This window comes from Pseudomonas sp. MIACH (assembly GCF_001269925.1).
Taxonomy (GTDB): domain Bacteria; phylum Pseudomonadota; class Gammaproteobacteria; order Pseudomonadales; family Pseudomonadaceae; genus Aquipseudomonas.
Map to the genome: position 1 here is coordinate 50,378 of NZ_LHVO01000053.1, position 20,275 is coordinate 70,652.

17 protein-coding genes are annotated in these 20,275 nt (G+C 61.7%); 7 read left to right on the top strand and 10 right to left on the bottom strand.

Going from position 1 to position 20,275, the window contains the following annotated elements; all coding sequences use genetic code 11:
• The first annotated feature begins 161 nt into the window (after nucleotides 1-161).
• Nucleotides 162-2,090, top strand: a complete 1,929-nt coding sequence (locus AD670_RS20645; protein WP_053136583.1) for a transglycosylase SLT domain-containing protein — start codon at nucleotides 162-164, stop codon at nucleotides 2,088-2,090.
• A gap of 162 nt (nucleotides 2,091-2,252) precedes the next feature.
• On the opposite strand, the gene AD670_RS20650 is transcribed toward AD670_RS20645, so the two are convergent.
• Nucleotides 2,253-4,040: an ABC transporter transmembrane domain-containing protein gene (locus AD670_RS20650; RefSeq protein ID WP_172681509.1), complete on the bottom strand. Its 1,788-nt coding sequence runs from the start codon at nucleotides 4,038-4,040 to the stop codon at nucleotides 2,253-2,255.
• A gap of 251 nt (nucleotides 4,041-4,291) precedes the next feature.
• On the opposite strand from AD670_RS20650, the gene AD670_RS31710 reads away from it, so the two are divergent.
• Complete coding sequence (locus AD670_RS31710) at nucleotides 4,292-4,465, top strand: PA1571 family protein (RefSeq protein ID WP_053136589.1); 174 nt, start codon at nucleotides 4,292-4,294, stop codon at nucleotides 4,463-4,465.
• A gap of 53 nt (nucleotides 4,466-4,518) precedes the next feature.
• Here the strand turns inward: AD670_RS31710 and pdxB are convergent, their stop codons facing one another.
• The gene (gene pdxB / locus AD670_RS20660) at nucleotides 4,519-5,661 is read right to left on the bottom strand and encodes a 4-phosphoerythronate dehydrogenase PdxB (protein WP_053136592.1); all 1,143 of its coding nucleotides are present in this window, start codon (nucleotides 5,659-5,661) and stop codon (nucleotides 4,519-4,521) included.
• A 195-nt stretch (nucleotides 5,662-5,856) separates the two neighbouring features.
• On the opposite strand from pdxB, the gene AD670_RS20665 reads away from it, so the two are divergent.
• Nucleotides 5,857-7,245, top strand: a complete 1,389-nt coding sequence (locus tag AD670_RS20665; protein ID WP_053136595.1) for an MATE family efflux transporter — start codon at nucleotides 5,857-5,859, stop codon at nucleotides 7,243-7,245.
• Nucleotides 7,246-7,371: 126 nt separating this feature from the next.
• On the opposite strand, the gene tusA is transcribed toward AD670_RS20665, so the two are convergent.
• Together tusA and rlmM are read right to left on the bottom strand one after the other, a co-directional pair.
• Nucleotides 7,372-7,623: a sulfurtransferase TusA gene (tusA, locus tag AD670_RS20670; RefSeq protein WP_053136598.1), complete on the bottom strand. Its 252-nt coding sequence runs from the start codon at nucleotides 7,621-7,623 to the stop codon at nucleotides 7,372-7,374.
• Nucleotides 7,624-7,650: 27 nt separating this feature from the next.
• On the bottom strand, nucleotides 7,651-8,727 hold the full coding sequence (gene rlmM / locus AD670_RS20675) for a 23S rRNA (cytidine(2498)-2'-O)-methyltransferase RlmM (protein ID WP_053136601.1): 1,077 nt from the start codon (nucleotides 8,725-8,727) through the stop codon (nucleotides 7,651-7,653).
• A gap of 196 nt (nucleotides 8,728-8,923) precedes the next feature.
• Between rlmM and acnA the strand changes: the two genes are divergently transcribed.
• Nucleotides 8,924-11,665, top strand: coding sequence for an aconitate hydratase AcnA (gene acnA / locus AD670_RS20680; RefSeq protein WP_053136603.1), 2,742 nt, complete (start codon nucleotides 8,924-8,926; stop codon nucleotides 11,663-11,665).
• A gap of 142 nt (nucleotides 11,666-11,807) precedes the next feature.
• Here the strand turns inward: acnA and AD670_RS20685 are convergent, their stop codons facing one another.
• On the bottom strand, nucleotides 11,808-12,746 hold the full coding sequence (locus AD670_RS20685) for an aspartyl/asparaginyl beta-hydroxylase domain-containing protein (protein ID WP_032888770.1): 939 nt from the start codon (nucleotides 12,744-12,746) through the stop codon (nucleotides 11,808-11,810).
• A gap of 127 nt (nucleotides 12,747-12,873) precedes the next feature.
• Entirely contained in the window at nucleotides 12,874-13,848 is a 975-nt protein-coding gene (cysK, locus tag AD670_RS20690) for a cysteine synthase A (RefSeq protein WP_053136605.1), read from the bottom strand.
• A 126-nt stretch (nucleotides 13,849-13,974) separates the two neighbouring features.
• Between cysK and AD670_RS20695 the strand changes: the two genes are divergently transcribed.
• From AD670_RS20695 to AD670_RS20705, 3 genes are all read left to right on the top strand, one after another.
• A complete protein-coding gene (locus tag AD670_RS20695; RefSeq protein ID WP_053136608.1) occupies nucleotides 13,975-15,051 on the top strand; it encodes a DUF748 domain-containing protein in 1,077 nt (358 codons plus the stop codon).
• A gap of 99 nt (nucleotides 15,052-15,150) precedes the next feature.
• Entirely contained in the window at nucleotides 15,151-15,996 is an 846-nt protein-coding gene (locus tag AD670_RS20700; protein ID WP_003210690.1) for a MoxR family ATPase, read from the top strand.
• A complete protein-coding gene (locus AD670_RS20705) occupies nucleotides 15,996-17,174 on the top strand; it encodes a VWA domain-containing protein (protein WP_017848758.1) in 1,179 nt (392 codons plus the stop codon). Before AD670_RS20700 ends, AD670_RS20705 begins: the two co-directional genes overlap by 1 nt.
• A gap of 39 nt (nucleotides 17,175-17,213) precedes the next feature.
• Here the strand turns inward: AD670_RS20705 and AD670_RS20710 are convergent, their stop codons facing one another.
• The 4 genes from AD670_RS20710 to AD670_RS20725 form a co-directional block, all read right to left on the bottom strand.
• Complete coding sequence (locus tag AD670_RS20710) at nucleotides 17,214-17,756, bottom strand: hypothetical protein (RefSeq protein WP_053136611.1); 543 nt, start codon at nucleotides 17,754-17,756, stop codon at nucleotides 17,214-17,216.
• Between the two features lie 96 nt (nucleotides 17,757-17,852).
• Nucleotides 17,853-18,764 carry a biotin-dependent carboxyltransferase family protein gene (locus AD670_RS20715; protein ID WP_053136614.1) on the bottom strand — a complete coding sequence of 304 codons (912 nt, stop codon included), beginning with the start codon at nucleotides 18,762-18,764 and terminating at the stop codon, nucleotides 17,853-17,855.
• The gene (gene pxpB / locus AD670_RS20720; protein ID WP_053136617.1) at nucleotides 18,761-19,465 is read right to left on the bottom strand and encodes a 5-oxoprolinase subunit PxpB; all 705 of its coding nucleotides are present in this window, start codon (nucleotides 19,463-19,465) and stop codon (nucleotides 18,761-18,763) included. Before pxpB ends, AD670_RS20715 begins: the two co-directional genes overlap by 4 nt.
• Entirely contained in the window at nucleotides 19,462-20,202 is a 741-nt protein-coding gene (locus AD670_RS20725; RefSeq protein ID WP_053136620.1) for a 5-oxoprolinase subunit PxpA, read from the bottom strand. The genes pxpB and AD670_RS20725 overlap by 4 nt, the downstream gene beginning before the upstream one ends.
• Nucleotides 20,203-20,275: the final 73 nt, after the last annotated feature.

Below are 20,275 nucleotides of genomic sequence, written 5' to 3' on the forward strand. Positions count from 1 at the left end.
GGCCAGCATTTTCGCTGCCGACACGTTCTGTAGGACATTTCCGGCGAACTTGAACGAACCCACTGGCAAAGCTTTCGCCGGTCGCTGGCAAAAGGCTAAGCTAGGGGCAATCAGTGTCGGCGGTGCCGGTGCTAGTCGTGATTTCTCTGCACGGACGTCTCATGCGCAGTCGCCTTTTCAACTTTTTATCTTGTCTGCTTCTTTCCGCCACCGCCGTTCAATCCGCCCAGGCCGTGGACCTCACCACCCAACGTCAATATTACGATGAAGCCAAACGCGCCCTGGCCAAGGGTGATACCGGCCCCTACATGCAATACAGCCAGGCCCTGGCGGACTACCCGCTGACACCCTACCTGGCCTACGACGAACTGACCGCCCGGCTGAAAACCGCCAGCAACGAGGAAATCGAACAATTTCTCGCCAAAAACGGCGACCTGCCCCAGGCCAACTGGATGAAACTGCGCTGGTTGCGCTGGTTGGCCGACCGTGGCGACTGGCAGACCTTTGAAAAGTACTACGACCCCAAGCTCAATTTCGTCGAGCTGGACTGCCTGCATGGCCAGTTCCAACTGACCCACAACTTGAAGGCTGAAGGCTACAAAACCACCGAAAAACTGTGGATGACCGGCAAATCCCAGCCGGCCGCCTGTGATGCCACCTTCGGCCAGTGGGCCGCGGACGGCCAACTCACCGAACAAAAAATCTGGGACCGCGCCAAACTCGCCGCCGAAGCACGCAACTACCCGCTGGCCAACAGCCTGGTAAAAACCCTGCCGACCCTGGGTGCCCAGGGCCGCCTGATGGTGGACGTGGCGCAAAAGCCTGACATGCTCAGCGACCCGTCGCGCTTCCTGCCGGCCACGGAGGCGATGTCTGACGCCGTGGGCCTGGGACTGCGCCGCCTGGCACGCCAGGATCCGGACAAGGCCATGGCCCTGCTCGACGGTTACGCCAGCAGCATGCACTTCTCCCGTGACGAAAAAGTGGCAATCGCCCGCGAAATCGGCCTGACCCTGGCCAAGCGCTTTGACCCGCGCGCACTAGAAGTGATGACCAAATACGACCCCGAGCTGCGCGACAACACCGTGTCCGAATGGCGTCTGCGCCTGCTCTTGCGCCTGGCCCGCTGGGAAGATGCCTACCAACTGACGCGCAAACTCCCGCAGGATTTGGCCACCACCAACCGCTGGCGCTACTGGCAGGCCCGTAGCCTGGAACTGGCCGAGCCGAAAAACCCGCAAGCCCTGGTGCTGTACAAGAACCTGGCGCAAGAACGCGACTTCTACGGCTTCCTCGCCGCCGATCGCTCCAAGGCCCCGTACCAGTTGAAGAACAAGCCGCTGCTGATGAGCCAGGCGCTGGTGAACAAAGTGCGCAACACCCCAGGTGTACGCCGTGCCCTTGAGTTCTATGCCCGTGGTCAGATAGTGGATGGTCGCCGCGAGTGGTACCACGTCAGCCGCCACTTCAACCGTGACGAAATGGTCGCCCAGGCCAAGCTGGCCTACGACATGAAGTGGTACTTCCCGGCAATCCGCACCATCAGCCAGGCGCAGTACTGGGATGACCTGGATATCCGCTTCCCGATGGCCCACCGCGACACCCTGGTGCGCGAAGCCAAGGTGCGTGGCCTGCATTCCAGCTGGGTGTTCGCTATCACCCGCCAGGAAAGCGCCTTCATGGACGACGCCCGCTCCGGTGTCGGCGCCAGCGGCCTGATGCAACTGATGCCCGGCACCGCCAAGGACACCGCGCGCAAGTTCAGCATTCCCCTGGCCTCACCCGCCCAGGTGCTGGACCCGGACAAAAACATCCAGCTCGGCGCCGCTTACCTGAGCCAGGTGCACAGCCAGTTCAACGGCAACCGCGTCCTCGCCTCCGCCGCCTACAACGCCGGCCCCGGCCGCGTGCGCCAATGGCTACGTGGCGCGGACCACCTGAGTTTCGATGTATGGGTGGAAAGCATCCCGTTCGACGAAACCCGCCAGTATGTGCAGAACGTGCTGTCTTATTCGGTTATCTACGGGCAAAAGCTCAACTCGCCACAGCCGCTGGTGGATTGGCATGAGCGGTATTTTGACGACCAATGACGCACCACATCCCTGTGGCGAGCGGGCTTGCCCCGCGTTGGAGTGCGAAGCGCTCCTGAGCCAGTCGTTGCGGTGCAACTGATAGTTTTTGGCGGCTGCTACGCAGCCCAACGCGGGGCAAGCCCGCTCGCCACAACAAGCCCGCTCGCCACATAGATCGTGCTAGGCCTGGTTTTTTGCAACCTCTGCGGCGTCGCTGAACTGCAACGCCGCCAACCGCGCATACAGCGGGTTGCTCGCAATCAACTGCTGGTGCGTGCCCACGGCCACCAGCTTGCCCTGGTCCATGACCGCAATGCGGTCGGCGTTCTTCACCGTCGCCAGTCGATGGGCGATAACCAGCGTGGTGCGCCCTTGCATCAATTGCGGCAACGCTTGCTGGATCAGGTGTTCACTCTGGGCATCCAGGGCGCTGGTGGCTTCGTCCAGCAGCAGGATGGGCGCGTCTACCAGCAACGCGCGGGCAATCGCCAGGCGTTGACGCTGGCCGCCGGAGAGGCCCATGCCGCCGTCGCCGAGGTGGGTCTGGTAGCCATCGGGCATTTGCAGGATGAAATCGTGGGCGTGAGCAATGCGGGCGGCGGCTTCGACTTGCTCACGGGTGGCGGTTGGGTTGCCGTAGCGGATGTTTTCTTCGACGCTGCCAAAGAACAGCGCCGGGCTCTGGGACACCAGGGCGAAGTGACGACGCAGGTCCAGGGGGTCGAGATCGGTCAACGCCTGGCCCTCGACCAGGATGCGGCCTTGCTGAGGATCGTAGAAGCGCAGCAACAGGTCGAAAAGCGTCGACTTGCCCGCGCCGGACGGGCCCACCAGCGCCAGGGTTTCGCCAGGATTGATACTCAGGTTCAGGCCGTCGATGGCGTAGCTGTCCGGCCGCGAAGGGTAGGAAAAGCGCAGGTCCTGCAACTCCATGCGACCGCTGACGCGCTCCGGCAACGACACACCCCCAGTGGCAGGCGCCTGGATCTCGTTGCTCGACTGCAACAGCTCACCAATGCGCTCCGCCGCACCAGCGGCCCGCTGCAGTTCACCGAGGACTTCGCTCAGGGTACCGACGGCGCTGCCGACGATCAGGCTGTAGAACACAAACGCGGCCAGCTCGCCGCCGGAAATGCGCCCGCTGATCACATCCATGCCGCCGACCCAGAGCATCACGCCCACAGCGCCGAGTACCAGCATGATCACCAGGGTGATCAACCAGGCGCGCTGGGCGATGCGCTTGCGTGCGGTGGTGAACGCCTCTTCAACGGTCACGGCAAAGCGCTGTTCGTCCTGCACCTGGTGGTTATAGGCCTGCACGGTCTTGATCTGGCCGAGGGTCTCGGAGACGTAGCTGCCCACATCGGCGATACGGTCCTGGCTCAGGCGCGACAAACTGCGCACGCGGCGGCCGAAAATCAGGATCGGCGCCAGCACCAGCGGCAGCGCCACCACCACAATGCTGGTGAGCTTGGGGTTGGTGATGAACAGCAGCACGATGCCGCCGATCACCATCAAGGCATTACGCAGGAACAGCGACAGCGACGAACCGATCACCGATTGCAGCAAGGTGGTGTCGGTGGTCAGCCGCGATTGGATTTCCGAGCTGCGGTTGTTCTCGTAGAAACCCGGGTGCAGGTAGATCAGGTGGTTGAAGACCTGCCGGCGAATGTCCGCCACCACCCGCTCACCGATCCACGACACCAGGTAAAACCGCGCAAACGTGCCCACGGCCAAGCCCAGCACCAACACCATGAACAGGCCGATGGACTGGTTGAGCAGGTGTGGTGACTGGGTCATAAAGCCCTGGTCCACCAGCAGCCGAATGCCCTGGCCCATGGACAAGGTGATGCCAGCCGTGACGATAAGCGCCACCAGGGCACCCAGTGCCTGCCAGCGGTAGGGCGCGACAAAGCGGCTGGCCAGGCGAATCGCGCGGCGTTGACGGACTGAGAGCATGGAGGGCATCACCGATGAGGAACGTGTACACACACATTGGGGGAACTTGGGCAAATAACAACTTTCGTAACAGCAATGAGTCAGATTAATTATGCCCACCGATGCTAGCCCCTAGAGGCTATCGGTCTAACGTTCAACTGGAAATTTGTAGCGGTTTCTGCTGGAGTGAGCGTTCGAACCGGTGATCTCGCAGGGAGTTGTAACAGCGCGGTCACGCGGGGGGTTCAGAGTAGGTACACAACCTGATGAGGAGACAGGCCATGACCTTGCAAAATAGCAGCGATGCCAAAATTGAAGTGATCCGCCAGCCGCAGCAATTGCCTTGCTCCGTGATCGACGCCCAGGGCCGCGAAGTGCAGATTACCGAAGAGATGATCCAGCAAGCGTGCCGCGAGCTGGAACAGCGACTGGTCAAGCCTGCCCAGCAAGGCTGAAGCGCCACGTTCTTTCAAACCCGGCCCAGGTGGCCGGGTTTTTTATTCGGCGTTTAAACGGTTTCCGCGCCCAATGCGGACACGATGCTCGACAACACCGCTGACTCGCCGTTGATGCGCACTTTCAAAGCGTCAATCTCGCGGCGCGCCGGGTAGCCCTTGCGTAAAAGGTCGAACGCCTTGCGCTGCTCTTCCACTGTTCCCACCAGACTACGGCGAAAATCCGCATCATCACGGCGCGGGTCGTACACGCTGCGGCACAACGTCGCGAGCGCCCAGGCGGGGTCGGTCGATGCGTTCAAATGCACCTCGGCCAACCACGCTGGCGGCAACAAATCGCTCAACTGAATGCCCGGTTCCTGCCCCAGGTACGCGCAGAGCGCCTGATAGATCTGCGCCGTACCGCGCTGCCGGCCGTCAAGGCTATAACCGGCGATATGCGGCGTGGCCAATACACACAGGTCGGCCAGGTCGACGTCCACCTCGGGCTCGCCTTCCCACACGTCCAGCACCGCTTGCAGGTCTTCGCGCTCCAGCAGCACGTCGCGCAGGGCGGCGTTGTCCACCACCGGGCCACGGCTGGCGTTGATCAGCCAGGTGCCGGGTTTGAGGCGGTTGAGACGGTCGCGATCAAACAGGTGCCAGGTGGAACCATTGCCGGACTTGGTCAACGGCGTGTGCAGGCTGATGACATCGCATTGCTCGATGATCTGCTCCAGGCTGACGTAATCCCCTTCCTCGGCAATCTGTCGCGGCGGGTCGCACACCAACACGTTCCAGCCCAGCCCCTTGAGCACCCTGACCAGCCGCCCACCGACCTCACCGGCACCCACAACGCCGTAGGTGCGTTGATTAAGGTCAGCACCCTCGATCTCGGCCAGGGTCTGCAGGCTGCCGAGCACATAGTCCACCACACCCCGGGCATTACAGCCGGGAGCGCTGGACCACTGGATTCCGGCCTGCTTGAAGTAATCGAGGTCGAGGTGGTCGGTGCCGATGGTGCAGGTGCCGACAAAACGCACCTTGCTGCCGTCCAGCAGGGCGCGGTTGACGTTGGTTACCGAACGCACCAGCAGTACATCGGCCTGTTCGACGGTGGCGCGGTCGATGGAACGGCCGGACACGCGGCGAATCTCGCCAAATCCATGGAAGAACTCATCGAGCAGCGGGATATTTTCGTCGGCAACAATCAGCATGGCAGGCTCCTTTGGCGGATCAGCAGTGTACAGGGATGCGATCTTCAATGTAGGAGGGAGCAAGCCCCCCTCCCACACTGGATATGCGGTGGCCTCGCAGCTCGCTTACAAATCCCTAACACAGGTTTTTTCCTGACCGTTACGTCAAGGCGTAGAATCCGCGGCCTTGCGCCACTCTTAACTGGACTCCCGTACGTGAACACTGCCACTGCCCCCCTCTCCCGCCCCGCCCGCATCAGCCGGGAAGTGGGCGGCCTGCTGACGCTCGCGCTGCCGATCATGGTCGGCCAACTGGCAACCACCGCCATGAGCTTCGTCGATGCGGTGATGGCCGGGCGCGTCAGCCCCCAGGACCTGGCGGCGGTGGGCCTGGGCAACTCGATCTGGATTCCGGTTTACCTGCTGATGACCGGCACCCTGCTGGCCACCACGCCCAAAGTCGCCCAACGCTACGGTGCGGGCCACTACGGCGAAATCGGGCCGTTGGTGCGTCAGTCTTTGTGGCTGGCCGTGGTGGTCGGCATCATCGGCGCGCTGCTGTTGCTCTGTGCCGAGCCGATCCTGCATGCCATGAAGGTTGAGCCGGACCTGATTGCCCCCACCATGGGCTACCTGCATGGCATCGCCGCCGGTATGCCCGCCGTTGCCCTGTATTACGTGCTGCGCTGTTTCAGTGATGGCCTGGGCCGTACGCTGCCCAGCATGGCCATGGGCCTGTGCGGGCTGGCGTTGAATATTCCGCTGAACTACATCTTCATCTACGGCCACCTGGGCGTGCCGGCGATGGGTGGCGTGGGCTGCGGTTGGGCCACGGCGATTGCGATGTGGGTGATGATGCTCGGCATGGCCGCCTGGACCCGCTGGGGGGCCGCCTACCAGAGCAGCGAACTGTTCAAGCGCTTCGACTGGCCGCAGTGGTCGGTGATCAAGCGCGTACTGGGGATTGGCCTGCCGATCGGCATCGCGATCTTTGCCGAATCGAGCATCTTTGCCGTCATCGCCCTGCTGCTCGGCAGCCTGGGCGCCACCGTTGTGTCGGGGCACCAGATCGCGCTGAACGTCAGCTCACTGGTGTTCATGATCCCCTATTCCCTGAGCATGGCCGTCACCGTGCGCGTCGGCCAGGCCCTGGGGCGTGGCGAGGCGCGTGAAGCACGTTTCGCCGCCGGGGTCGGCATGGGCACGGCGCTGGCTTACGCCTGCCTGTCGTGCAGCCTGATGCTGGTGTTTCGCGAGCAGATTGCGGCGATCTACACCCCGGACCCTATCGTCATCCACCTGGCATCGACGCTGATTGTGTTTTCCGCGCTGTTCCAGTTCAGTGATTCGATCCAGGTCACCGCCGCCGGCGCCCTGCGGGGCTACCAGGACACCCGCGTGACCATGGTGCTGACCCTGTTTGCCTACTGGGGCGTCGGGCTGCCGGTGGGTTACGCCCTGGGGCTGACCCACTGGTTGGGCGAACCCAGCGGCCCGAGTGGTTTGTGGCAAGGGCTGATCGTGGGCTTGAGCTGTGCGGCGGGGATGTTGCTGGTGCGCCTGGCGCGCAGTGCACGCCGGCGCATTCGCGCCAACAAGGCATAAGCACAACGCGTCCCTCTGTAGGAGCGAGCTTGCTCGCGAAAAACCCGAGAGCGCCGCGTTCCTTCAGGATACCCGCGTCATCGTTAACGCCCTTCGCGAGCAAGCTCGCTCCTACAGGGACCGGTGTTAGTCGAGTTTTTTGCGGATCCAGTACAGATAGGTACCGGACTGCTCCTGCTGATCCACCAGTTCGTGGTCAAGGAACACGCAAAACTTGGGAATATCGCGACGGGTCGACGGATCGGTCGCGATCACCTTGAGCAAGCCGCCGGGCGGCAGGTCGCGGATGTGCTGGTGCAGCATCATCACCGGCTCCGGGCAGTTGAGGCCCGTTGCATCGAGGGTGCCATCAACGGCGGTGTCGAAAATATCGCTCATTGTCTACTCCTGAAACCGGCGCTCAGTTTAGCGGGCCTTGGTTTTCTTCACATCCACCAGCCGACGCAGGTGGCAGGTCACTTCTTCACGGTCGTGATACAGCTGCTTGCAGCCGATCTCCACCCGAATGCCGCGCGCCTTGAAACCGTCTTCGATACGTTCCAGCAGGCGCTTGACCTCGGCGTAACGCTGTTTCATCGGCAGCTTCAGGTTCACCACCGCCTCGCGGCAATGCCCTTCGCCGATCCAGGTTTCCAGCAGCGCCGCGTTGCGCGCCGGCTTTTCGACGATATCGCAGACCATCCAGTCCACCGGCTGCTTGGGCACGAAGGTAAAGCCGTCTGCCATCAGGTGCTGCACCAGGCCGGTGTCCATCAGGCTTTCGGCCATGGGGCCGTTGTCGATGGCGGTCACCAGCATGCCACGGTTGACCAGTTGCCAGGTCCAGCCGCCAGGGGCTGCGCCCAGATCGACGCCGGTCATGTCGCCATGCAGGCGCTCGTCCCACTGGTCGCGGGGGATAAAGTGGTGCCAGGCCTCTTCCAGCTTCAAGGTCGAGCGGCTGGGCGCGTCACGGGGGAATTTCAGGCGCGGGATGCCCATCGGCCACATCGCCGAGTTATTCGACTCGGCCAGGCCCATAAACACTTCGCGGCCGCTTTTGAAGGTCAGTAGCAGGCGCGGCTTGCTCGGGTCGTCCACCAGCTTGCCGGCGTTCAACAAGGCTTTGCGCAGGTGCACTTCGAATTTCTTGCAGAAGTTCGAGAGTTCCTTGCCGTCATTGGTGTCGACCATCTCCAGCCACAGGCTGCCGCACACCGGGAATTCACGCAGGTGAGCGAGGATCACGCTGATACGGTCGGTTTCCGGCAGGTCGATAAACACCCCGCGCGCCCACTGCCGCGGGAAGATCAGCTCGGCAAAGCGCTGGCCGTGCATCAGGCGCTGGGCGCCGTCTTCCTCGGTGCAGACAAATTCGGCGCAGGCGCTGCCGGTCTTGGCCTTGGCGTAGCCGGAAACGTTCAGGCGCGCGGCGTGTTCCGCGATCTCGGAACAGACTTCGCCCTCAAACCCCGGGCGGCAGTGCATAAAAAGGGTGTTCATCGACTCTCCTGGTGACTCAACTGACGTTGCGCTATCGCAATGCCTGTCATGAAAACGCGCGCATGATAGCCGAGTTCGGAACCTTGGTTCTGTCCATAGAGTCCAGTAATTAGCCAGCTACTGAAAACAGGGCTAGTTTGAAAGCTCTGTTCGTCCCGTCAGGTCCGTAGCCGTGCGGACCATAAGGAGTCATGTAATGTCATCCCTTGATAGCCTGAGAACCCTTAAAACTTTAGAAATCGACGACAAGACCTACCACTATTTCAGCCTGCCCGAGGCCGCCAAGAGCCTGGGTGACCTGGATAAGCTGCCGATGTCCCTCAAGGTGCTGCTGGAGAACCTGCTGCGCTGGGAAGACAACAAGACCGTCACCGGCGCCGACCTGAAGGCCATTGCCGCCTGGCTCAAAGAGCGCCAGTCCGACCGCGAGATCCAGTACCGCCCCGCCCGCGTGCTGATGCAGGATTTTACCGGCGTACCCGCCGTGGTCGACCTGGCCGCCATGCGCGCCGCCGTGGCCAAGGCCGGCGGCGACCCGCAGCGCATCAACCCGCTCTCGCCCGTGGACCTGGTGATCGACCACTCGGTGATGGTCGACAAGTTCGGCAACGCCGACGCCTTCGAGCAGAACGTCGACATCGAAATGCAGCGCAACGGCGAACGCTACGCCTTCCTGCGCTGGGGCCAGAGTGCCTTTGACAACTTCAGCGTGGTGCCGCCGGGCACTGGCATCTGCCACCAGGTCAACCTCGAATACCTGGGCCGCACCGTGTGGACCAAGGACGAGGACGGCCGCACCTACGCGTTCCCCGACACCCTGGTCGGCACCGACTCCCACACCACCATGATCAACGGCCTCGGCGTGCTCGGCTGGGGCGTGGGCGGGATCGAAGCGGAAGCGGCGATGCTCGGCCAGCCGGTATCGATGCTGATCCCGGAAGTGATCGGCTTCAAGCTCACCGGCAAGCTCAAGGAAGGCATCACCGCCACCGACCTGGTGCTGACCGTCACCCAAATGCTGCGCAAGAAAGGCGTGGTGGGTAAGTTCGTCGAGTTCTACGGCGACGGCCTCGCCGACCTGCCCCTGGCGGACCGCGCAACCATCGCCAACATGGCCCCGGAATACGGCGCCACTTGCGGCTTTTTCCCGGTGGATGAGGTGACCCTGGACTACCTGCGCCTCTCCGGTCGCCCGGCTGCCACCGTGAAGCTGGTCGAGGCCTACACCAAGGCCCAGGGCCTGTGGCGCAACGCTGGCCAGGAGCCGGTGTTCACCGACAGCCTGGCCCTCGACATGGGCAGCGTCGAAGCCAGCCTCGCTGGGCCGAAACGCCCACAGGACCGTGTCTCCCTGCCCAACGTCGGCCAGGCGTTCAGCGACTTCCTCGACCTGCAATTCAAGCCCACCAACAAAGAAGAAGGCCGCCTGGAAAGTGAAGGCGGCGGCGGTGTAGCCGTGGGCAACGCCGACCTGGTGGGCGAAACCGACTATGAATATGAAGGCCAGACCTATCGCCTGAAAAACGGCGCCGTGGTGATCGCCGCTATCACCTCCTGCACCAACACGTCCAACCCCAGCGTGATGATGGCCGCCGGGCTGGTGGCGAAAAAAGCCGTGGAGAAAGGCCTCACGCGCAAACCCTGGGTGAAAACCTCCCTGGCGCCGGGCTCCAAAGTGGTCACCGACTACTACAAGGCCGCGGGCCTCACCCAGTATCTGGACAAACTTGGCTTCGACCTGGTGGGTTATGGCTGCACCACCTGCATCGGCAACTCCGGGCCGTTGCCTGAGCCGATTGAAAAAGCCATCCAGAAGGCCGACCTCGCTGTGGCCTCGGTGCTGTCCGGCAACCGCAACTTCGAAGGCCGCGTGCACCCCCTGGTGAAAACCAACTGGCTGGCCTCGCCGCCGCTGGTGGTGGCCTACGCCTTGGCGGGGACCGTACGCATCGATATCAGCAGCGAACCGCTGGGTAACGATCAGCAGGGTAATCCGGTGTATTTGAAGGACATCTGGCCGAGCAGCAAAGAGATCGCTGACGCAGTAGCGCAAGTCAGCACCGGCATGTTCCACAAGGAGTACGCCGAAGTGTTTGCCGGTGACGAGCAATGGCAAGCCATTGAAGTGCCACAGGCCGCGACTTACGTGTGGCAGAAAGACTCCACCTACATCCAGCACCCGCCGTTCTTCGACGACATTGCCGGCCCCCTGCCGGTGATCAAAGACGTCAAGGGCGCCAACGTACTGGCGTTGCTGGGCGACTCGGTGACCACCGACCACATCTCCCCCGCCGGCAACATCAAGGCCGACAGCCCTGCCGGCCGCTACCTGCGCGAGCAAGGCGTGGAGCCGCGTGACTTCAACTCCTACGGCTCACGCCGGGGCAACCATGAAGTGATGATGCGCGGCACCTTCGCCAACATCCGCATCCGCAATGAAATGCTCGGCGGCGAGGAAGGCGGCAACACGCTGTACATCCCCACCGGCGAGAAAATGCCGATCTACGATGCGGCCATGAAGTACCAGGCCTGCGGCACACCGCTGGTGGTGATCGCCGGCCAAGAGTACGGCACCGGCTCCAGCCGCGACTGGGCCGCCAAGGGCACCAACCTGCTGGGGGTCAAGGCGGTGATCGCCGAGAGTTTCGAGCGGATCCACCGTTCCAACCTGGTGGGCATGGGCGTGCTGCCGCTGCAGTTCAAGCTGGATCAGAACCGCAAGGCGCTCAAGCTCACCGGTAAGGAGAAGATCGATATTCTCGGGCTGACCGAAGTAGAGATCGTGCCGCGAATGAACCTGACGCTGGTGATTACCCGCGAGGATGGCAGCAGCGAGAAGGTCGAGGTGCTGTGCCGGATCGATACCTTGAATGAAGTGGAATACTTCAAGTCGGGGGGGATTTTGCACTATGTGCTGCGGCAGTTGATCGCCTCTTAAGGCGGTCTCAAAAGCAATGGAGATCTAATGTGGGAGGGGGCTTGCTCCCGATGACGGTATGTCAGTCAAAACATCTGTGACTGATCCACCGCCATCGGGAGCAAGCCCCCTCCCACATTTTGATCGCGTTTAACGCTTCAGATCAGCCGAACAACCACTTCCACAACAGCACCAGCACCACCACCGCCAGCACCGGCCGTGCAATGCGGTAAGCCTTCGGATGCTTGCGCTTCCACTGCTTGACCACGCCGCTGAACTTGTCGCTGAAGGTCTTGCTCCAGGCATACGCCTGGTTGATGCCGCCGACGCGCTCGTCGTCGAGGTTCTGCGGCGCGGTGGCGCGGCCCAGCTGCTTGCTGACCCAGCGGTTGACGCGGGTCATCACGCGATTGCTCAGCGGGCGTTCGATGTCGCAGAACAGGATCACGCGGGTCTTCTCGGTTTCGTTCTTCACCCAGTGCACGTAGGTTTCGTCGAACATCACGTCCTCACCGTCGCGCCAGGCATACACCTGACCGTCGACGAAGATGCGGCAGTCGTCGGAGTTCGGCGTAGACAAGCCCAGGTGATAACGCAGGGAACCGGCAAACGGGTCACGGTGCGGGTTGAGGTGGCTGCCGCCCGGCAACAGCGCGAACATCGCGCCCTTGACGTTGGGGATGCTGCTCACCAGCGCCACGGTTTTCGGGCACAGCGCCTCGGCCGATGGCAGGGGTTTGTCGTACCACTTGAGGTAGAAACGCTTCCAGCCCTTCTTGAAGAACGAACCGAAACCGGCGTCGTTGTTCTTTTCGGCGGCGCGGATGTAACCCTCGTCGAACAGGTGCATGGCCTCTTCGCGGATCACCTCCCAGTTGTCCTTGAGCACGTCCAGTTCCGGGAACTTGCTGCGGTCCAGGTATGGCTTGGACGGCACGGCCGAAAACAGGTACATCAAGGCGTTATAGGGGGCGAACAGCGCCGAATGGTTGACGAACTGACGCAACATCGGCAAACGGGCCTTGCCGCGCAGGTGCACATACAGCGTGCTGCCGATAAACAGCAACAACACCGACAGTTTGGCGGCCAAAGAAAAGGTCATGCAGCAACTCCTGGAAATAAGCGCCTGGCCAACAGCCTCCCGGCGACGGGAGACCAGACGTAACAGCCGGCCATGATAAACAGTTGGGCCATTATGCAGAAGGCCCAGGCTGACCGGCTGACATAAATCAAGCCTGGTTTTCTTGCTCGGTAAACAAATCGCTGAACAGCATGCTCGACAGGTAGCGTTCACCGGAGTCCGGCAGGATCACCACGATGGTCTTGCCCTGCATTTCCGGCTTCTCGGCCAGGCGCACGGCCACGGCCATGGCGGCACCGCAGGAGATACCGCAGAGGATGCCCTCTTCCTGCATCAGGCGCAGGGCCATGGCCTTGGATTCCTCGTCGGTCACCAGTTCCACGCGGTCGACCATCGACAGGTCAAGATTTTTCGGCACGAACCCGGCGCCAATCCCCTGGATCTTGTGGGGGCTGGGCTTGATCTCTGCACCGGCCAGGGCCTGGGTGATGACGGGCGAAACCATTGGCTCGACAGCCACCGACAGGATCGGCTTGCCCGCGATGTTCTTGATGTAGCGCGAGACACCGGTGATGGTGCCACCCGTACCCACGCCCGCCACCAGCACGTCCACGGCGCCATCGGTGTCGTTCCAGATTTCCGGACCGGTGGTTTTTTCATGGATGGCCGGGTTGGCCGGGTTTTCGAACTGGGCCGGCATAAAGTAGGTGGCCGGGTCACTGGCAACGATTTCGCCGGCCTTGTCGATGGCACCCTTCATGCCCTTGGCCGGCTCGGTCAGGACCAGCTCGGCGCCCAGTGCCTTGAGCACCTTGCGGCGTTCGATGCTCATGGACGCCGGCATGGTCAGCAGCAACTTGTAGCCACGGGCGGCAGCGACGAACGCCAGGCCGATGCCGGTGTTGCCGGAAGTCGGCTCTACGATGGTCATGCCCGGCTTGAGTTTGCCGGTGCTTTCAGCGTCCCAGATCATGTTTGCGCCAATGCGGCACTTCACCGAGTAACCCGGGTTACGCCCTTCGATCTTGGCCAGGATGGTCACGCCACGGGGTGCGATACGGTTGATCTGAACCAGGGGCGTGTTTCCGATGGAGTGCGCGTTGTCTGCAAAAATGCGGCTCATGGCGGGTCCTATTAGGCGATTTTCAGGAAGGCCCCAAGGGTATGCCTCGTGTTGCCAAGCGTCCAGTCAGAGGAACGTTGCGCGCATCCCGACAGTCCATCTCCTACCTGCAAGGAGAACTGCCCCATGAAACGTCGCTACAGTTGGCCGCTATGGACCGTCGCCGGATTGGTGGTGGTGCTGGTGGCCGTGAGCATCGCGCTGCCTTATATGGTGCGCAATTACCTGAACGATAAGCTTGCCGACATGGGTGACTACCGTGGCGAAGTCGCCGATGTGGACCTGGCCTTATGGCGCGGTGCTTACCGGATCAATGGCCTGCAAATCGTCAAGGTGGACGGCAAGGTGCCCGTGCCGTTCGTCAAGGCGCCCCTGATCGAATTCGCCGTGAGCTGGCACTCGCTGTGGTACGACCACGCCGTGGTTGCCGAGGGGCATTTTGTCAGGCCTGAGGTCAATTTCGTCGACGGTGGCGCCAACAAGCAGGCATCCCAGACCGGTAAGGGCACCGACTGGCAGGAGCAACTGCGCAAGCTGTTGCCGATTACCCTCAATGAGGTCCGTATCGAAGAGGGCAAGATCGCCTTTCACAATTTCAGTTCCACCCCGCCGGTGAACATCAATGCGACGTCGGTGAACGCCAGTTTCTACAACCTCACCAACGTGGTGGACATCAAAGGCAAACGCGACGCGCGGTTTGAGGGCAAGGCCCTGCTGCAAGGGCAGGCGCCACTGGAAGCGACCGCCACCTTTGACCCGTTGAACAATTTCGAAGACTTCGAATTCCGCTTCCGCGCCAAAGACCTGCAGCTCAAGCGCATGAATGACTTCGCCTCGGCCTATGGCAAGTTCGACTTCAAGGCCGGCACGGGGGACGTGGTGATCGAAGCCCAGGCGCAAAAAGGCCAATTGACCGGGTACATCAAGCCACTGCTGCGCGATGTGGAGGTCTTCGACTGGAAGCAGGACGTCGAGAACAAGGACAAGAACATCTTCCGTTCGATCTGGGAGGCCGTGGTCGGCGCCAGCGAGACGGTGCTGAAAAACCAGTCCAAGAACCAGTTCGCTACCCGCGTGGAACTCAGTGGCAGCGTGCATCAGCAAAATGTCAGCGCGTTCTCCGCATTTTTGGCGATTTTACGCAATGGTTTTATCCAGGCGTTCAATGCGCGCTATGAACAGCCCAAGCCCTCGGCGGATTGAGCCGTGACCGGTCATTCAGAGACTGAATAACCCGTCTGCGTTCACAGTCGCCGGGGCCTCGCGGTATAGTCGGGCATTGATGAATTCGAGGAATGACCGATGAAGTTCGAAGGCACCCAGGCCTACGTTGCCACCGATGACCTGAAACTGGCCGTCAACGCTGCCATCACCCTGGAGCGCCCGCTGCTGGTCAAGGGTGAGCCCGGCACCGGCAAGACCATGCTCGCCGAACAACTGGCCGAGTCCTTCGGCGCCAAGCTGATCACCTGGCACATCAAGTCCACCACCAAGGCCCATCAGGGCCTGTACGAGTATGACGCGGTCAGCCGCCTGCGCGACTCGCAACTGGGCGTGGACAAGGTGCACGACGTGCGCAACTACCTGAAGAAGGGCAAGCTCTGGGAAGCGTTCGAGTCCGAGGAGCGGGTGATCCTGCTGATCGATGAAATCGACAAGGCTGACATCGAGTTCCCCAACGACCTGCTGCAAGAACTCGACAAGATGGAGTTCTACGTCTACGAAATCGACGAGACCATCAAGGCCAAGAAGCGCCCGATCATCATCATTACCTCCAACAACGAAAAAGAGCTGCCGGACGCGTTCCTGCGCCGCTGCTTCTTCCACTACATCGCCTTCCCCGACCGCACCACCCTGCAAAAAATCGTCGACGTGCACTACCCGGACATCAAGAAAGACCTGGTCAGCGAAGCGCTGGACGTGTTCTTCGATGTGCGCAAAGTGCCGGGCCTGAAGAAGAAACCGTCCACCTCCGAATTGGTCGACTGGCTCAAGCTGCTGATGGCCGACAATATCGGCGAAGCGGTGCTGCGCGAGCGCGACCCCACCAAGGCCATCCCGCCCCTGGCCGGTGCCTTGGTCAAGAACGAGCAAGACGTGCAGTTGCTGGAACGTCTGGCGTTCATGAGCCGTCGCGGTAATCGCTAATGTTGCTCAACCTGTTCAATGAAATGCGTGCCGCCAAGGTCCCGGTGTCGGTGCGCGAACTACTCGACCTGATCAACGCGCTGAAACAGCGCGTGACCTTCGCCGACATGGACGAGTTTTACTACTTGGCCCGGGCGATCCTGGTCAAGGACGAGCGGCATTTCGACAAGTTCGACCGCGCCTTCAGCGCCTATTTCAACGGCTTGGAAAAGCTCGACGACCACCTGCAGGCGCTGATCCCCGAAGACTGGCTGCGCAAGGAGTTCGAGCGCTCGCTGAGCGATGAAGAACGCGCGCAGATCCAGTCCCTGGGCGGCCTGGACAAGCTGATCGAGGAATTCAAAAAGCGCCTGGAAGAACAGAAAGAACGCCACGCCGGCGGCAACAAATGGATCGGCACCGGCGGTACCAGCCCGTTCGGCTCCGGCGGCTACAACCCGGAAGGCATTCGCGTCGGCGACGCCGGCAAGCGCCAGGGTAAGGCGGTGAAAGTCTGGGACCAGCGAGAGTACAAGAACCTCGATGACCAGGTGGAACTGGGCACGCGCAATATCAAGATCGCCCTGCGCCGCCTGCGCAAGTTCGCCCGCCAGGGTGCGGCCGAAGAGTTGGACATCGACGGCACCATCGACCACACCGCTCGCGATGCCGGGCTGCTGAATATCCAGATGCGCCCGGAACGGCGCAACACCATCAAGCTGCTGTTGTTGTTCGATATCGGCGGCTCGATGGACGCCCACGTGAAGATCTGCGAAGAACTGTTCTCGGCGTGCAAGACCGAGTTCAAGCACCTGGAGTACTTCTACTTCCACAACTTCGTGTACGAGTCGGTGTGGAAGAACAACCAGCGCCGCACCTCGGAGCGAACATCTACTCAGGACCTGCTGCACAAGTACGGCGCCGACTACAAAGTGATCTTTATCGGCGATGCGTCGATGGCGCCGTATGAAATCACCCAGGCCGGCGGCAGCGTCGAGCACTGGAATGAAGAACCGGGCTATGTGTGGATGCAGCGCTTCATGGCCAAGTACAAGAAGCTGATCTGGATAAACCCGTATCCCAAGGATACGTGGGGCTATACCGCGTCGACGGGGATTGTGCGGGAGTTGGTGGAGGATCAGATGTACCCGCTGACGCTGCGCGGGCTTGAGGAAGGGATGCGCTTCCTGTCCAAGTGATGGCAGTCCTGTAGCCGATGGTATCGGCTACAGGCACACTCAGCAGTGCTCGCTGTCGATCCAGGCAAACTTGAGGAACAGCGCAGCGAACTGTTTGACCAGTTCCGAATCCTGACGGTCGACTACCCCATCATTGTTGACGTCCTGGTTGATCGAGACAGTGCTCCCCCGACCATTACCGTCGCTGTACACCGCCGCCGAATAGACAATGGTTTCATCTCGGGGCGCCCCTTCCCCTTGATGAAAGTGCAAGCGCACCGTGTCGGGAATCCCGTTGTTATCAAAGTCCCCGGCAAATACCTTCAGGTACTTGTCGAAGGGTTCGTCGAGGCTGAACCGTTCGAATGCCAGAAACAGCTGGGCAAACTCAAGGGCCATCTCCCGGTCCACGGTGTCGACAATACCGTCCTGATTGAGATCGTCCGCAATGACCCAGTCGAACTGGCCGTTTTCGGTGATATCGAACGCCGTCGCCCGGTGGACAAGCGCGCGGGCTTGGGAGTCGTCATAGAACTCCAGATAGACCACGTCGGGAATATCGTTATCGAACACATCTTGGGCAAATATCTTCAAATAGCGCATGGCAAATCCTGAGTAGTGGATGGACCTATCAAGATTTTCATGACTGCACCCAAGCAGCGAAGACGACAAACGCTGGCACTCCCGTAGGAGTTTTCTTTACGCGGTAAACCTGCGCAGATACGCCACATGCTGCCGATGCGCCGTTTCCTGCACCACCGGCGCCAACCTCACCGTCTCCCCCGGCAAACACTGCGCCAGCCGCGCCAGCGCCAATGGCGTCAACGCGCCCAGACGCGGATACCCGCCAATGGTCTGCCGATCATTGAGCAACACAATCGGCTGCCCATCCGGCGGCACCTGGATGCCCCCCAACGGGATCCCTTCGGAGATCAGCGACGGCCCTTGGTACTGCAACGGCGTACCGAGCAAGCGCATGCCCATGCGGTCGGCGCGACTGTCCAGGGCCCAGTCGGTGTTGAAGGCATCGAACAGGCTCTGGCCGCTGAACAGGCCAATTTGTGCGCCAACAATCACATCCAATGCAGCTTTGGCAGGCAGGCTTGGATTGGCCAGCACTTTCATCGCTCCACCAGTACCGGAATAGGCCAACCGCCCGCCTTCAGCCAGGGCCTTGCCAAAGCCGTCCGGCCCGCCCAGTTCCTCGCGTACCACCGTGGCACAACTGCCCAGCACATCCGGCGCATCAAACCCGCCCGGCGCCGCCAGGTAAGCCCGCGCACCGCTGAACGGTTGGGTAAAGCGCAGGCGCTGGCCCTTTTGCAGGATAAAACTGCGCCCAGGGCTGATGGCGCGCTCGTCGATATACGCGCCCAAGTCCGCCCCGGCCAAGGCCAGCAGGCAATACTCCTCGGCCTGTACGGTAAAGCCGCCGAGGGTGATTTCCACCACCGGCGCGTCCAGCGCATTGCCCAGCAGCCAATTGGCCCAGGACATCGACACCCAATCCAGCGCGCCGCCCTGGGTTACGCCCAGGTGGCGCACGCCAAAACGACCGGCGTCCTGCAACAGGCACAGCGGCGTGCTGGCCTCAATGATCAAGCGGCTCATGCCTGCGCCTCCAACGGCGTGTCATCGCCACCCAGATGGATAAATTCAGCGTGGCTGACTGACTCAAAGCGCACGGTGTCGCCAGGCTGCATCAGGCTGTAGCCGTCGCGCTCGCGATCAAACAGCTTGGCCGGCGTGCGGCCAATGAGGTTCCAGCCACCGGGGGACACCACCGGGTAGGCAGCGGTTTGCCGCTCGGCGATGCCCACGCTGCCGGCCGCCACGCGTTTGCGCGGGGTGCTCAGGCGCGGCGTGGCGAGGATTTCATCCACCAACCCCATAAAGGCAAAACCGGGGGCGAAGCCGAGAGCGAACACCTGGTATTCGTGGGCACTGTGACGACGGATCACGTCGTCGACGGCCAGGCCACTGCGCTGGGCGAGCAATGTCAGTTCAGGGCCGACACTCAGGTCGTACCACACCGGCAGCACATGGCACTGGCCGCTGCCCTGGGCCTGGGGCTGCAGATCGGTCAGCGCCTGGTCGATCAGTCCGCGTGCCTGCGCCGGGCTCAACATGGTGAGGTCGTAATGCACCATCAAGGTGGTGTAGGACGGCACCAGATCCACCAAGGCTGCGCCAAAGCCGCTGCGCAAGCGCTGGGTGGCAGCGAGCATCCACGGCATATTGGCTTCGGCGATCACCTCAAACAGACGCACCATCAGGCAGTCAATGGCCACCACTTCAATCCGTGCCTTCATGCTGGCTTCAATGCCTCGCGGATACGCTTTACGGCGGCGACCGAGCTGGCATTGTCGCCATGCACGCAGAGGGTATTGGCGCGCAATAGCAACGGGCTGCCATCGCTGGCGGTCAGGGGTTCGCCACGGGAAAGGGTCAAGGACTGTTGGACGATGACCTCTGGATCATGGTGCACGGCACCCGGCAACTGGCGCGAAACCAGGTGGCCGTTGCTGTCGTACGCACGGTCGGCGAAAGCCTCGAACCACAGGATCACCCCGTACTCATCCCCCAATGCCTGGGCCGCGCTGTTGTCGCGGGTGGCCAGCAGCATCAGCGGCAGGTCGCCATAAGCAGCCACGGCCTGGATCACCGCCCGCAGTTGCACCGGGTTGGCCATCATGTCGTTGTACATCGCGCCGTGGGGTTTGACGTAACTGACACGTCCGCCCTGGGCACGGCAGATGCCATCCAGTGCGCCGATCTGGTAATGCAGCAGGTCCTGGATTTCCTGGGGTGTGTAGGCCATGGAACGGCGGCCGAAGCCTTGCAGGTCCTGATACGCCGGGTGGGCACCCACCTGCACGCCGTGCTTGAGCGCCAGGCTGACGGTCTTGCGCATGATGCTCGGATCGCCGGCATGAAAGCCGCAAGCCAGGTTGGCGCAATCGATGAACGGCATGACCTCGGCATCCAGACCCATGGTCCAGTTGCCAAAGCTCTCGCCGATGTCGCAATTCAATAGCAGACGGCTCACGCTGGTTGCTCCTGTAGGCTTTGTTTTTTTGTAGTGTGGGATTTTTTACGCAGAACTCGCAACTTGTCCTGAC

Excerpts from the sequence above, each read along its gene's own strand:
- AD670_RS20645 (WP_053136583.1), top strand. The coding sequence starts at position 162 with ATGCGCAGTCGCCTTTTCAACTTTTTATCTTGTCTGCTTCTTTCCGCC.
- AD670_RS20650 (WP_172681509.1), bottom strand. The coding sequence starts at position 4,040 with ATGCCCTCCATGCTCTCAGTCCGTCAACGCCGCGCGATTCGCCTGGCC.
- AD670_RS31710 (WP_053136589.1), top strand. The coding sequence starts at position 4,292 with ATGACCTTGCAAAATAGCAGCGATGCCAAAATTGAAGTGATCCGCCAG.
- pdxB (WP_053136592.1), bottom strand. The coding sequence starts at position 5,661 with ATGCTGATTGTTGCCGACGAAAATATCCCGCTGCTCGATGAGTTCTTC.
- tusA (WP_053136598.1), bottom strand. The coding sequence starts at position 7,623 with ATGAGCGATATTTTCGACACCGCCGTTGATGGCACCCTCGATGCAACG.
- rlmM (WP_053136601.1), bottom strand. The coding sequence starts at position 8,727 with ATGAACACCCTTTTTATGCACTGCCGCCCGGGGTTTGAGGGCGAAGTC.
- acnA (WP_053136603.1), top strand. The coding sequence starts at position 8,924 with ATGTCATCCCTTGATAGCCTGAGAACCCTTAAAACTTTAGAAATCGAC.
- AD670_RS20685 (WP_032888770.1), bottom strand. The coding sequence starts at position 12,746 with ATGACCTTTTCTTTGGCCGCCAAACTGTCGGTGTTGTTGCTGTTTATC.
- cysK (WP_053136605.1), bottom strand. The coding sequence starts at position 13,848 with ATGAGCCGCATTTTTGCAGACAACGCGCACTCCATCGGAAACACGCCC.
- AD670_RS20695 (WP_053136608.1), top strand. The coding sequence starts at position 13,975 with ATGAAACGTCGCTACAGTTGGCCGCTATGGACCGTCGCCGGATTGGTG.
- AD670_RS20700 (WP_003210690.1), top strand. The coding sequence starts at position 15,151 with ATGAAGTTCGAAGGCACCCAGGCCTACGTTGCCACCGATGACCTGAAA.
- AD670_RS20705 (WP_017848758.1), top strand. The coding sequence starts at position 15,996 with ATGTTGCTCAACCTGTTCAATGAAATGCGTGCCGCCAAGGTCCCGGTG.
- AD670_RS20710 (WP_053136611.1), bottom strand. The coding sequence starts at position 17,756 with ATGCGCTATTTGAAGATATTTGCCCAAGATGTGTTCGATAACGATATT.
- AD670_RS20715 (WP_053136614.1), bottom strand. The coding sequence starts at position 18,764 with ATGAGCCGCTTGATCATTGAGGCCAGCACGCCGCTGTGCCTGTTGCAG.
- pxpB (WP_053136617.1), bottom strand. The coding sequence starts at position 19,465 with ATGAAGGCACGGATTGAAGTGGTGGCCATTGACTGCCTGATGGTGCGT.